13 protein-coding genes are annotated in these 12,970 nt (G+C 67.4%); 3 read left to right on the top strand and 10 right to left on the bottom strand.

What is annotated here, in order from left to right; all coding sequences use genetic code 11:
- Window positions 1–121 precede the first annotated feature (121 nt).
- Window positions 122–1,198, top strand: coding sequence for an NAD-dependent epimerase/dehydratase family protein (locus AC3QL2_RS06565; protein WP_493231697.1), 1,077 nt, complete (start codon window positions 122–124; stop codon window positions 1,196–1,198).
- Window positions 1,199–1,215: 17 nt separating this feature from the next.
- Here AC3QL2_RS06565 and AC3QL2_RS06560 read toward each other — a convergent pair whose 3' ends face one another.
- The 6 genes from AC3QL2_RS06560 to AC3QL2_RS06535 form a co-directional block, all read right to left on the bottom strand.
- Window positions 1,216–2,172, bottom strand: coding sequence for a branched-chain amino acid ABC transporter permease (locus AC3QL2_RS06560; protein WP_493231699.1), 957 nt, complete (start codon window positions 2,170–2,172; stop codon window positions 1,216–1,218).
- A 22-nt stretch (window positions 2,173–2,194) separates the two neighbouring features.
- A complete protein-coding gene (locus tag AC3QL2_RS06555; RefSeq protein WP_493231700.1) occupies window positions 2,195–3,076 on the bottom strand; it encodes a branched-chain amino acid ABC transporter permease in 882 nt (293 codons plus the stop codon).
- A gap of 105 nt (window positions 3,077–3,181) precedes the next feature.
- Window positions 3,182–4,396, bottom strand: coding sequence for an ABC transporter substrate-binding protein (locus tag AC3QL2_RS06550; RefSeq protein WP_493231702.1), 1,215 nt, complete (start codon window positions 4,394–4,396; stop codon window positions 3,182–3,184).
- 35 nt (window positions 4,397–4,431) lie between these two features.
- A complete protein-coding gene (locus tag AC3QL2_RS06545) occupies window positions 4,432–5,154 on the bottom strand; it encodes an ABC transporter ATP-binding protein (protein WP_493231703.1) in 723 nt (240 codons plus the stop codon).
- Window positions 5,155–5,169: 15 nt separating this feature from the next.
- Window positions 5,170–5,937, bottom strand: coding sequence for an ABC transporter ATP-binding protein (locus AC3QL2_RS06540; protein ID WP_493231705.1), 768 nt, complete (start codon window positions 5,935–5,937; stop codon window positions 5,170–5,172).
- A 23-nt stretch (window positions 5,938–5,960) separates the two neighbouring features.
- The gene (locus tag AC3QL2_RS06535) at window positions 5,961–6,092 is read right to left on the bottom strand and encodes a hypothetical protein (protein ID WP_493231707.1); all 132 of its coding nucleotides are present in this window, start codon (window positions 6,090–6,092) and stop codon (window positions 5,961–5,963) included.
- Between the two features lie 286 nt (window positions 6,093–6,378).
- Between AC3QL2_RS06535 and ilvD the strand changes: the two genes are divergently transcribed.
- Window positions 6,379–8,220 (top strand): dihydroxy-acid dehydratase, encoded by a 1,842-nt coding sequence (ilvD, locus tag AC3QL2_RS06530; protein ID WP_493231708.1) that lies wholly within the window; start codon window positions 6,379–6,381, stop codon window positions 8,218–8,220.
- A gap of 140 nt (window positions 8,221–8,360) precedes the next feature.
- Here ilvD and AC3QL2_RS06525 read toward each other — a convergent pair whose 3' ends face one another.
- Window positions 8,361–8,627 (bottom strand): hypothetical protein, encoded by a 267-nt coding sequence (locus tag AC3QL2_RS06525; RefSeq protein ID WP_493231709.1) that lies wholly within the window; start codon window positions 8,625–8,627, stop codon window positions 8,361–8,363.
- 22 nt (window positions 8,628–8,649) lie between these two features.
- The gene (locus AC3QL2_RS06520) at window positions 8,650–9,396 is read right to left on the bottom strand and encodes a dinitrogenase iron-molybdenum cofactor biosynthesis protein (RefSeq protein WP_493231710.1); all 747 of its coding nucleotides are present in this window, start codon (window positions 9,394–9,396) and stop codon (window positions 8,650–8,652) included.
- 357 nt (window positions 9,397–9,753) lie between these two features.
- On the opposite strand from AC3QL2_RS06520, the gene AC3QL2_RS06515 reads away from it, so the two are divergent.
- Window positions 9,754–10,029, top strand: a complete 276-nt coding sequence (locus tag AC3QL2_RS06515; protein WP_481117466.1) for a hypothetical protein — start codon at window positions 9,754–9,756, stop codon at window positions 10,027–10,029.
- Window positions 10,030–10,116: 87 nt separating this feature from the next.
- On the opposite strand, the gene AC3QL2_RS06510 is transcribed toward AC3QL2_RS06515, so the two are convergent.
- Together AC3QL2_RS06510 and AC3QL2_RS06505 are read right to left on the bottom strand one after the other, a co-directional pair.
- Window positions 10,117–11,370 (bottom strand): DUF1501 domain-containing protein, encoded by a 1,254-nt coding sequence (locus AC3QL2_RS06510; RefSeq protein ID WP_493231712.1) that lies wholly within the window; start codon window positions 11,368–11,370, stop codon window positions 10,117–10,119.
- Between the two features lie 15 nt (window positions 11,371–11,385).
- Window positions 11,386–12,963 carry a DUF1800 domain-containing protein gene (locus tag AC3QL2_RS06505; protein WP_493231713.1) on the bottom strand — a complete coding sequence of 526 codons (1,578 nt, stop codon included), beginning with the start codon at window positions 12,961–12,963 and terminating at the stop codon, window positions 11,386–11,388.
- Between the last annotated feature and the right edge of the window lie 7 nt (window positions 12,964–12,970).

Below are 12,970 nucleotides of genomic sequence, written 5' to 3'. Positions count from 1 at the left end.
TCAGCCCACCGGATGGAACGCTACCTGCTTGCCAGGCTGCCCGAGGACAGCCGGCCGTTCCTTGTGCCCGCAGATGGTGGGCCCGGCCGTTTGTCCGTGACATTCCGGAAGCCATCCTGTCATGAACCCGACACCCAGCCTGCCCACCCGCGACGACAAGGTCTTCGTGGCCGGCCATCGCGGCATGATCGGCGCCGCCCTCGTGCGTACCCTCGAAGCCCGCGGCTACACCGACATCCTGGTCCGCAACGATATCCAGCTCGACATCCTCGATCAGCGTTCGGTTTTCGAGCTGATCGAGTTCCAGCGCCCCGCGTACGTCTTCTGTGCCGCCGAGCGCCCGCCGTCCGGCGAGGTGGAAGAGCCGGGCCGGGTGCTGTTCGAGAACCTGACGATCCAGAACAACCTCATCCACGGCGCCTACGAGGCGGCGGTGCGCTGGCTCGCTTTCATCGCGGCAGATGGCATCTACCCGGCAGGCGCGGTGGAGCCCGTCGCGGAGTCCGCGGTGATGAGCGGACCACCGGCGGCCGGCGCCTATGGCCAGGCCAAGTTGACCGGAGTACAGCTATGCGGCGCCTACCGCGCCCAGTACGGCCAGTCCTTCGTGAGTATCGTGCCGTCCTGCGTCTATGGTCCGGCGGACGACTTCGATCTGCATGGCGACCGGCCGGTCCCTGTGTTGTTGCGCCAGCTGCATCTGGCCAGGCTGGTGCAGAGCAATACGCTCGACGCGATTTCCGCCGACGAGAAGCGCTACGGGCGTATTCCGGATGAGGTGCTGGCCCGCCTCGGGCTGGCGCGCGGAGAGGGCAAGCGCTTCGTGGCGACCGGCGCCGCGCCGTCCGTCCTCCTGCCCTGGGCCGCCGACTCGCGCTGGGATCTGATTTTTGCCGACGATCTGGCGACGGTTTGTGTGGACCTGATGGAGCGGGGCTACGACGGGCCGATGCTCAATGTGGGAAGTGCGATCCGGGTGACGCTGGCCGAGCTGGCCAGTGCGCTGGCGGCGGTGGTCGGTTACGAGGGCCGCATCGAGTTTGCAGCGACGGGGGCGGCCAGCTCGCCGCTGCTCGATACGGGCCGCCTGTCGGCGCTCGGGCTGGCGGTGAGAACCGCCCTCGAAACCGGGCTGGCTGCGACCTACGCGGACTACTCCGCCGATCGCAAGAGGAAGGCCACCGCCGTCGCTGTCTGACGCTGCGGCCGTCCGCGTCAGCGGATGCCGGCGCGCTGGATCAGGGCCTGGATCTCGCCGACGATGCCGCGCCGGAAAGCCAGCACGCAGGCGACGAAGATCGCCCCCATGATCACCGTCACCCATGAGCCGACCTTGTCGGCCAGCTCGTTCTGCAGGCTGACGATGGTCGCCGAGCCGACTGCCGGGCCGAGGATGGTGCCGAGGCCGCCGAGCAGGGTCATCAGCACCACCTCGCCGGAGGTGTGCCAATGCACGTCCGACAGGGAGGCGAGCTGGAAGACCAGGGTCTTGGTCGCGCCGGCGAGGCCAGCCAGCGAAGCCGAGATCACGAAGGCCAGCAGCTTGAATTTGGCCACGTCGTAGCCAAGGGACACCGCCCGCGGCTCGTTCTCGCGGATGGCCTTGAGGATCTGGCCGAAGGGCGAATGGATCGTCCGGTAGATGATGAAGAAGCCGAGGCTGAACACCGCGTACACCAGGTAGTACATGGCGATGTTGTCCGATAGGTCGATGATGCCGAACAGGTGGCCGCGGGGCACGCCCTGCAGGCCGTCCTCGCCGCCGGTGGCCGGCACCTGCAGGACCAGGAAGTACACCATCTGGGCGAGGGCCAGCGTGATCATCGCGAAGTAGATGCCGGTGCGGCGGATCGCCAGAATGCCGAACAGCCAGCCGAGCAGGCCGGCGCTGACCGTGCCGGCCAGGATGCCGACCTCGGGCGACACGCCGGAGTCACGCACCAGCAGGCCGCACACATAGCCTGCCGTGCCGAGAAATGCGGCGTGGCCGAAGGACAGCAGGCCGGCAAAGCCGAGCAGCAGGTTGAAGGCGCTGGCGAACAGCGCGAAGCAGAACAGCTTCATCAGGAAGGTCGGGTACACCGCGAAGGGTGCGAGCAGGCCGACGACGAACAGGCCGGTGTATAGCACCTCGGTCTTGATCAGGGCACTGGGCTGGGCGGGAGAGTTCACGCTGACTCCTGGTTTCCGTGGATCAGGCCTTGCCGAACAGGCCCGCAGGCCGCACCAGCAGGACGATGACCATGATGACGAAGACGACGACGGCGGAGGCTTCCGGGTAGAAGACCTTGGTCAGCCCCTCGATGAGGCCCAGCCCGATGCCGGTGACGATAGAGCCGAGGATGGAGCCCATGCCGCCGATCACCACCACGGCGAAGACCACGATGATCAGGTTGGAGCCCATCAGCGGATTGACCTGGAACACCGGCGCGGCGAGCACGCCGGCGAAGGCCGCCAGCGCCACGCCGTAGCCGTAGGTGAAGGTGATCAGCAGCGGCACGTTGATGCCCAGCGCCTGGACGATCTGCGGGTTCTCGGTGCCGGCGCGCAGGTAGGCGCCGAGGCGGGTCTTCTCGATCATGAACCAGGTGCCGAAGCACACCGTCAGCGACGCGACGACGACCCACGCACGGTACAGGGGCAGGAACATGAAGCCCAGATGGATGCCGCCGGAGAGGGCTTCCGGCACCTCGTAGGATTCGCCGGAGATGCCGAACTGGTCGCGGAAGATGCCCTCGATGATCAGCGCCAGCCCGAAGGTGAGCAGCAGGCCGTAGAGGTGATCCAGCTTGTAGAGCTTGCGCAGCATGGTCCGCTCGAGGATCACGCCGAGCAGGCCGACCAGCAGCGGTGCGGCGATCAGCGCGACCCAGTAGTTGACCTGGAATTTGGTGAGGGCCAGCCAGGCGACGAAGGCGCCCATCATGTACTGCGCGCCGTGGGCGAAGTTGATGATGTTGAGCAGGCCGAAGATGATCGCCAGCCCGAGGCTGAGGATCGCGTAGAAGGAGCCGTTGATCAGCCCGACCAGCAACTGGCTGCCGAGCAGGGCGGTCGGGACGCCGAAGATTTCCATGGGGCACTCCAGTCCTGGTATCGCGTCGGGCTACCAGACAATGTTGGGGACGCTGCTCCCTGTGGCGGCGACGGCAGCCGCCACACAGGAGAGGGGCTGCCGCGATTACTTCTTGACCAGCGCGCAGCGCGACTGGGACAGGGGCTGGAAGGCCTCCGCCGCCGGGATGGTCTGGCGCACGTTGTAGTAGTCCCACGGGTACTTGGAGTCCGCCGGCTTCTTCACCTGCATCAGGTACATGTCGTGCACCATGCGGCCGTCGTCGCGGATCTGCCCGTTCTTCGCGAAGAAGTCGTTGATCGGCATCTTCTTCATCTGCGCCATGACCTTCTTGGTGTCGTCGGTGCCGGCCGCCTTGACCGCCTTCAGGTAGTGGTAGATCGACGAGTACTGGCCGGCCTGGACCATCGTCGGCATCTTCTTCTGCACGCCGAAGAAGCGCTTCGACCAGGCGCGGGTCTCGTCGTTGAGGTCCCAGTAGAAGCCTTCGGTCAGGTACATGCCCTGGGTGGATTTGAGGCCGAGTGCGTGTACGTCGGTGATGAACATCAGCAGGCCCGCCAGGGTCTGGGTCGGCGTGATGCCGAACTCGGCGGCCTGCTTGATCGAGTTGGTGGTGTCGGCGCCGGCGTTGGCGAGGCCGATGACCTGGGCGCCGGAGGCCTGGGCCTTGAGCAGGAAGGACGAGAAGTCCGAGCCCGGGAAGGGATGGCGCACCGAGCCGAGTACCTTGCCGCCGTTGGCGACGACCACCGCCGAGGCATCTTTCTCGAGGGCCTGGCCGAAGGCGTAGTCGGCGGTGATGAAGAACCAGCTCTTGCCGCCCTGCTTGGTGACAGCCCTGGCGGTGCCGTTGGCCAGCGCGTAGGTGTCATAGGCGTAGTGCACCGTCACGTCGTTGCACTGCTCGTTGGTGATGGCCGTCGAGCCGGGGCCGTTCATGATCGCGATGCGGTCCTTCTCTTTGGCCACCTTCATCACCGCCAGCGCGGTGGACGTGGTGACCAGTTCGGTGGCGGTATCCACGCCTTCGCGCTCGAACCATTCGCGGGCCTTGTTGGAGGCGATGTCGGCCTTGTTCTGGTGGTCGGCGGTGACCACCTCGATCTTGAAGTTCGGCTTCTCCTTGGCGATGAAGTCCTCGATGGCCATCTTGGTGGCCAGCACCGCGCCGGAGCCGGCCAGGTCGGAATAGGTGCCCGAGAGGTCGGTGAGCACGCCGATCTTCACCACGCCGCCGGAGATCTGCGCGTGGGCGCCGGCGGACAAGGTGGCGAGGGCGGCGGCACAGGCCAGGCTCATCGTCTTCTTCATGCTCATGTCTCTCACTCCTTCTGCTTGTTGTGTCGGGATGTTCAGACGCCCAGCGTGTGGTGCAGCCAGTCCATGCGGCCGGGCAATTCTTCCTTGCTGATCGTGGCCAGGATCTCGCCGTGCTCCAGCACGTAGTGGCGGTCGGCCAGCGGCGCGGCGAAGCGGAAGTTCTGCTCCACCAGGATGATCGTGAAGCCGCGTGCCTTGAGCTCGTTGATGACTTCGCCGAGCTTTTTGACGATGACCGGCGCCAGGCCTTCGGTGATTTCGTCGAGCAGCAGCAGCTTGGCGCCGGTGCGCAGCACGCGGGCCATCGCGAGCATCTGCTGCTCACCGCCGGACAGCTTGGTGCCGGGGCTGTTGCGGCGCTCCAGCAGGTTGGGGAACATCGCGTAGAGCTCGTCCACCGACATGCCGCCGCTGGCCACCTGGGGCGGCAGCAGCAGGTTCTCCTCGGTGGTCAGGGAGGCGAAGATCGCGCGTTCTTCCGGCACGTAGCCGATGCCGTAGCGGGCCATGCGGTGGGTCGGTTCGGCGATGACTTCCTTGCCATTCACCATGATCGAGCCGCTGCGCCGGCCCACCAGGCCGAGGATGGACTTGAGGGTGGTCGAGCGGCCGGCGCCGTTGCGGCCCAGCAGCGTGACGCACTCGCCGCGGCCGACGTGCAGTTCGATGCCGTGCAGGATGTGTGATTCGCCGTAGAACGCGTGCAGGTCGCGGATGCGCAGCATTTCGGGCTTGGGGTCGAAGGCGCTGGTCATGGGGCGGGCTTCCGGTCAGTGGTGGGCGTCGTGCATGTCGGCCGAGCCCACGTAGGCTTCGAGCACCTGCGGGTTCTTGGAGACCTCCGCGTAGGGGCCTTCGGCGAGGATGCTGCCTCGCTGCAGCACGGTGATGCGGTCGCACAGGTCGGCCACCACCGACAGGTTGTGCTCCACCATCAGGATCGTGCGATCGACGGACACCTTGCGGATCAGCGCGACGACGCGGGCGATGTCCTCGTGGCCCATGCCCTGGGTCGGTTCGTCGAGGAGCATCATCGTCGGCTCCAGCGCCAGCGTCGTCGCGATCTCCAGTGCGCGCTTGCGGCCATAGGGCATTTCGGCGGTGACGGTGTCGGCGAAGCCGGCCAGGTCCACCGATTCCAGCAGTTCCATCGCGCGGCCGTTGAGCGTGTCCAGGCTCTTTTTCGAGCGCCAGAAGTGAAACTCGGTGCCGAGCTTCCGCTGCAGGCCGATGCGTACGTTCTCCATCACCGTCAGGTGCGGAAAGGTCGCCGAGATCTGGAAGGAGCGCACCAGCCCGCGCCGGGCGGTGGCCGCCGGCGCCTCGCGGGTGATGTCCTGCCCGTCGAAGCTGATCGTGCCGCGGGTTGGCGGCAGGAACTTGGTGAGCAGGTTGAAAACGGTGGTCTTGCCGGCGCCGTTGGGGCCGATCAGCGCGTGGATGTGGCCGCGCCGGACTTTCAGATCCACACTGGAAACCGCGGTGAAGCCCTTGAATTCCTTCGTCAGGCCGGCGGTTTCGAGGATGTATTCGCTCATGGAGCCTCCCGCTGCGTGGCGGATCAACGTTTCGTTGGGAGGGTTCGGCGGGCGCGGACGGGAATGGGGCGCCGCTGCGTCTCGATGAAGTGGCAGGCCAGTCGCAGGGCGAGGGCGAGCGTGATGATCGTCGCCAGGATGGGCAAGGGGCTCATGGCGGTGTCTCCGTATCGTTATGGCTGCTAGCCTAGGGCCGGACCTTGTCCACAGCGTTGCTCAAATGTAACGAATGTTGCGATATGCCAGCCGGGCGGCCCTGCCGCGGAGCGCCTTTGCTGGCGCCACAAGGGCCTGGCGGCCGGGACGTGGCGAAGGCTAGGAAATACCCGAACGACGTGGGCCGATCATGGGGCTTCCCACGTCCGCTGCAGCACGGGCCGCCGCAAGCGCTAGAATGCAGGATTGCAACAAACCATTCGTTTGAAGACGGAGTCCCCCGAGATGCCCCAGTACCGTTCCCGCACCTCCACCGCCGGTCGCAACATGGCCGGCGCCCGCGCCCTGTGGCGCGCCACCGGCATGAAGGACGGCGATTTCGAAAAGCCGATCATCGCCGTGGTCAACAGCTTCACCCAGTTCGTACCGGGCCACGTGCACCTGAAGGACCTGGGCCAGCTGGTCGCGCGGGAGATCGAGAAGGCCGGCGGCGTCGCCAAGGAATTCAACACCATCGCCGTCGATGACGGTATCGCCATGGGGCATGGCGGCATGCTCTACAGCCTGCCCAGCCGCGACCTGATTGCCGATAGCGTCGAGTACATGTGCAACGCCCACACCGCCGACGCGATGGTGTGCATCTCGAACTGTGACAAGATCACCCCGGGCATGCTGATGGCCGCGCTGCGCCTCAACATCCCGGCGATCTTCGTGTCCGGCGGCCCAATGGAGGCCGGCAAGGTCAAGTGGGAAGCCAAGGTGATCTCCCTCGACCTGGTAGACGCCATGGTCAAGGCCGCCGACAGCAGCTGCTCCGACGAGGAAGTGGACGCCATCGAGCGCTCCGCCTGCCCGACCTGCGGCTCCTGTTCCGGCATGTTCACCGCCAACTCCATGAACTGCCTGACCGAGGCGCTGGGCCTGTCCCTGCCCGGCAACGGCACCGTGCTGGCCACCCACGCCGACCGCGAGCAGCTGTTCCTGCGCGCCGGCCGCACCATCGTCGGCATGGCCCGCCGTTACTACGAGCAGGACGACGAGTCCGTGTTGCCGCGCTCCATCGCCAGCTTCAAGGCCTTCGAGAACGCCATCAGTCTCGACGTGGCGATGGGCGGCTCCACCAACACCGTGCTGCACCTGTTGGCCGCCGCCAAGGAGGCCGGTGTGGATTTCACGATGAAGGACATCGACCGCATCTCCCGCCACGTGCCCTGCCTGTGCAAGGTGGCACCGGCCGTGGCCGACGTCCACATCGAGGACGTGCACCGCGCCGGCGGCATCATGGGCATCCTCGGCGAGCTGAACCGCGCCGGCCTGCTGCACACTGACCTGCCCACCGTGCATGCCAAGACCCTCGGCGAAGCGCTGGCCTCCTGGGACGTGATGCAGGCCCACGACAGCGGCGTGTTCAACTTCTACAAGGCTGCGCCGGGCGGCGTGCCGACCCAGGTCGCCTTCAGCCAGGACCGCCGCTGGAACGAGCTGGACCTGGACCGCAGCAAGGGCGTGATCCGTGACAAGGCCAACGCCTTCAGCCAGGAGGGCGGCCTCGCCGTGCTGTACGGCAACATCGCCGAGAAGGGCTGCATCGTGAAGACCGCCGGTGTCGATGAATCCATCTGGGTGTTCACCGGCCGCGCCCGCGTGTTCGAGAGCCAGGAAGACGCGGTGGCCGGCATCCTCGCCGACCAGATCGTCGCCGGCGACGTGGTGGTGATCCGCTACGAAGGCCCGAAGGGCGGCCCGGGCATGCAGGAAATGCTCTACCCGACCAGCTACCTCAAGTCCAAGGGCCTGGGCGCCGCCTGTGCGCTGCTCACCGACGGGCGTTTCTCCGGCGGCACCTCCGGCCTCTCCATCGGCCACGCCTCGCCGGAAGCCGCCTGTGGTGGCGCGATCGGCCTTGTGGAAGAGGGCGACACCATCGAGATCGACATCCCCAACCGCCGCATCAACCTGGCGGTGTCCGACGAGGTGCTGGCGACCCGTCGCGCCGCCCAGGACACCCGTGGCTGGAAGCCGGCCAACCGCGTCCGCCACGTGTCGGCCGCACTGCAGGCCTACGCGGCGCTCACCACCAGCGCCGATACCGGCGCGGTGCGTGATGTGACGCAGGTCCAGCGCTGAGTTTCACTGCAGCGTGATCGAACAAAGCCCGGCGAAAGCCGGGCTTTGTTTTTGTGGAGCAAGTTCCCGCGTCCGTGGACGTCGTTCAGACTGCGGAGTGCGAATGCGCCCGCCCCTGCAGTCTGTCGCGTCGCCCTGGCCTAGCGCGCCAGCTCCTCCAGTGACGCGTGCAGCTTGGGCACGAACAGCGCGTCCTGCTCGCTGATCTGGGCCAGGGCGTAGCGGATCAGCTGGGTGCCGGCGGGGATGGCATCCGGCGCATTGTCCAGTTCCGCGGCGAAGCGGCCGATGCTGCTGGCCACCAGCCGCGTGATGCGCGGGTTCTCGCCAAAGACGCGGGCTGTGCCGACGGCGTTGCTGATCAGCGCGGCGGTGGCCTCGAAGTGGTCGGGTTTCGGCTTGGCCATGGCGTGTCCTCCAGGGCAGGGGTCAATCCACGTGTACGTCGTCGGCTGCCCGGTTGGCGCCGTAGTTGCGCAGCCGGTTCTCGGCGGCGACGCCGAGGATCTTCAGCAGCCAGGGCGGCGGCGAGTTTTCCATCGCGTGCTGGAATTTGGTGATCACTTCGTCCGCGGTGCCGCCTTCCGCCAGTTTGATCGGGTAGATGTCGGCGCGGATGATCTTGGCCGCCGCCGGGCCGCCGACGGACACCACGTACACCACGTGGCAGTCGCCGATGAGCTGGGCGCGGAACAGGTTCTTGTCCGGCGCGAAATCCGCCTCGGCCGTGTGGCGGACGTCTATCAGGCGGCTCCCGGTGGGCGACACCTGATAGACCAGGAAGCGCAGGCAGGAGCCGAAGTGGCCGTTGAGTGCCAGGCCGAAGTCGGAGGCGATGGCGACGCGCACCGAGCCCGGCATGTCGCCTTCGTTGTAGGGCTCGAGCGGCGGCAGGCCCTCGTCGTCATCGGCGTCGCCCCACAGGATGCGCACGGCCAGCTTCATGGCTTCCAGGCCGATGCCGATGTCTTCACCATCCTCTTCGCCGTCGAGGCTGCCGAAGCCGGTTTTCAGGTGGGTGACGGTGATGTTGCGCAGGGTCTCGGTGTCGATGCTGTCGCCGAGGCATTCCTGCAGCACTTCGATGAGGCGGGTCAGGCCGATGTTGGGCATGGCCCGCGCGGCAAGGGCCACCCGGAGGGCGGCCTCGCGGGTGATCTTTTCGGGTTTTTCCATGGGGGACTCCGCTCGCTTGTGATGTTTCCCCAGCTATCAGCAGATACAGTGCCAGCTCCCGGTGCGTCGTCGGGTGTGCTGTTCAAGTGCTTGTCGGCAAAGCGGAAGTTGGCGGATGCCGGGGCCCGCCCAGCGGCCGGCGATGTGTCGTTTCAGCGACAAAGCCCGCATCCGGCGTGGCGGGAAAGCGGCGGCAGGATGTCGCCTTCCTGACAAGCCGGGGGCGTCAAGGGGGCTGGAATGCCGCGCCGGGGGCGCTATCCGGGCCTGGGAAGGCGTGGTTCGAAGCTTGCTAAGGCCTTGTTCGACACCGCCGGATTGCGGCGGTCTTCGACAATGCGACAGCGGGAGACCCACATGGATGCAAGAGTTAGCGTGAAGGACAGGAACGGCCGGGCGGTCACCGTGGGCGAACATGTGCGGATCCTGTCCGTTTCGCCGGACCCGGACATGGACGAGGACGAACTGGACATGATCATGTTCATGGTCGGGGCGATCTCCGAGGTGGAGAAGATCGATGAGGAGGGCCGCGCCTGGGTGACCATGTGGTGGAACTGCGTGGAGACGACGGCGGTGAGTAGCGTCGGCCTCTTCCCCCACGAAATGGAATGGGTGCCGCCGGAGCTGGGCTAGGGCGTGCGGACGTGCATGCCAAATCGTCGATTTTAAAGGTCCACAAACTTCAGGGCTGTTCGTTTCCGGACAGCCCCCGGGAAGGGCTCAAGCCCTGATCAGCCCGGGCAGTCCCCGGCCTGCAAACCCCGGGAACACCTCCGCCAGGCGCCCGTCGGCGAGGCGCAGGTGGCGTTCGCAGAGCGTGGCCAGCACATCGCGGAAGTCCGTGGTGACGGCCAGGTCGCGCCCTTCATAAAGGGCCGACGCGTCCAGGCCGGGCCAGCGGCCATGGACCTTGCCCCCGGCGACGCGGCCGCCGAGCAGCCACATCACGTTGCCATGCCCGTGATCGGTGCCGCCATTACCGTTCTGGCGCACGGTGCGCCCGAACTCGGACATCACCACGATCTGGGTTTCGTCCAGGCGTGGCCCGAGGCCCCGCGCCAATTCGGCCAGGCCCTGGGCCAGGGGCTGCAGGCGCCCGGCCAGCTGGCCTTTGGCTGCGCCCTGGTTGGCGTGGGTATCCCATCCTCCGACGGCCATGAAGGCTAACTGGATGCCCCCGTCCTGGCGCATCAGGCGCGCCAGGCGGGCCGCGTCGCCGGGAAAGCCCGCCGCAGGTGGGGCGCCGTTGTCGGCGGTGGTCATCTCCTGTGCGAGGCGGGCCGGGTCGAGGGCCTCCATGGCTTCCTTGTGGGCGCGCTGGGACTCCCGGTAGGCCCGTGACAGCTTGTCGTCGCTGTCGTACAGGCGATCGAAGGCCTGGGCGACCTTGGGCCGGTCGAGCAGGGTCGGGCGCGTGGCCCGGTCGCCCAGGGGCAGGTTCGCCACCGGCTGGCGCCCCGCCAGGGCACGCGGCAGCACTGCGCCCATGCCGAGGGCGCGCAGCGGCGCGGGGTTGGCCACCGGCGGCAACGCCCCGAGCAGGCGATTGAGCCAGCCGTCCGGGGTTGTCCTGCGCCCCGGCGTGCCGGACTCCATGTAGTCCTGGGCGTCGAAGTGGGAGCGGCTGGGGTCCGGCGACCCGGATGCATGCACGAAGGCCAGGCGCCCGCCCTGCCAGTACGGCAGCAGGGGCGCCAGGGCCGGGTGCAGACCGAAGCGCCCGTCCAGGTCCAGGACCCCGTTCTCGCCGCCCGGCGGGGCCAGGGCGATGGTCGATCTGGCGCGATAGTATTCGGGCTCGCCGTAGGGCACCACGATGCTCAGGCCATCCACCGCCCCGCGCAGGAACACCACCACCAGCCGGCCTGCGCCGGCTGCACCCGGTTCCCCCCGGGCCGCGATGGCCGAGCGCCCGCAAGGCAGCAGCACGGCGCCACCCAGAGCCGCCATCTTGAGGAAATCCCGGCGCAGCATCGCGTGTCTCCAGGGTCAGTGATGCATGAAATCAGGGCTGCCGAGCACCAGCGCGGCTCGCAGGGTCGGCGCCGATTGTTCCACCTCCGCGCGGGTCCTGGCCGAAATGGAACTGCCCAGGGTTGTCAGCAGGCGCGCCGCATCCACCGAGGGCTGCCCTTTGACGGACGCGTCGCGCATTTCCCGGGCGCGGCCGGCGCCGCTCGGCACGGCCGTGGCCAGCATTGCACCGCCCCCCTCGCCAGGCGCTTCGGCCAGGACCAGCCTGCCGCCCGCCAGGGCCGAAGCAAAGTCGATGCGGCGGCTCACCGCATCGGGGCTGAGCCAGGCGTCCTCGGTATTCTTGTAGCCGTCGGGGGGCAGGCAACCGTACAGCGGCATGCCCAGCTGATTGAGCGTTCCCAGCAGCGGGCGGACATTGCGCACCGGATTACCCGCAGCGCGCAGGGACGACAGCACGTACTGGTAAGGCGTCTTGAACTTGGCCCCCTGGAAGGCGGGGGTGCGGAACTCCTTGCTCGCGAACAAGCTCGCCAGCACCGCGCGGATATCGCCGTCGGTCTCCAGGAAGCGCCGGGACAAGTGTTCCACCAGGGTGGGGGGCGGAACATCGGCGACGAAATACTGGGCGAGCTGGTAGCTGATGTGCCTGGCAGTGGCCGGCTGGCGGGCCAGCACATCGAGCGCCCATTCGCCCTCGGCCTGGCCACGCGCCGTCACCGGGCGCCCCAGCCAGGTCTTGTCCCCGTTGTCGTGGCGCCGGGGGTCGAAGAAGAACAGGGCGTCGCCCCGTCTGGTGCGCGCATCGAAGGTCCAGCCTGTGAGCATGCGGGCCAGCTCGGTCACGTCATGCTGGCTATATCCCCCATCGACGCCGAGGGTATGCAGCTCCATCAACTCGCGGGCGTAGTTCTCGTTGAGGCCGGATGTCTTCGCCGCCGGCCCGCCGCCGCGGGGGTGGAAATCGGGCGACACGGACAGCCAGTTGTCCAGGTAGAACAGCATGGCCGGATGGTGGGCCGTGGCGCCCAGCAGATCGCGGAAGCGTCCCAGGGCGTAGGGCCGGATCGCCTCGCGCTCGTAAGACTCCACAAGGACGCGGTCGAGCCCCTTGCCGGCGAAGACATTGAAGTGATTGAACCAGAAATCGACCATGACCTCCTGCAACTGCCGGGGGCTTTGCAGCGCCTGCAGCAGGCGGGCTTCGCCGGCCTCCAGGGCCACGCGGCGCAACAGCTCCCGCCGCTGGGCCTTGGCATCCTCGCCCTCCGAGCGAACCGCCTGCTGCGCCTCCCGGAACTGGCCGATGAGTTCCCGGGGAGACGCATTTGCCGAATCGAGGCCCGCCAGATCGCGGCTGAGCGATCCGGGTATAGGCAAGCGTTCGGGATGCAGTTGCTCATCGATATAACGATCGACACCCACCTGCATGACGTGGGCCAGATCGCCCGGCGCGGGGCCAAAGCTCAGGCGGTTGAGGACATGCAGCGCGGCTCGCTCGCCGGCGCCGTCGTCCGCGCGCAGCGCCACTGGCGTGAGAAAGGCCAACAACAGCGCTACCGCGCAGCCCAGTTTCCCAACGGCTGGAGCCATGGCCGCG

It is taken from the genome of Zoogloea sp. GW822-FHT05C07 (genome assembly GCF_058800215.1).
Note: the sequence above shows the minus strand (reverse complement) of the source record. Positions and strands in the feature narration are given on the sequence as shown.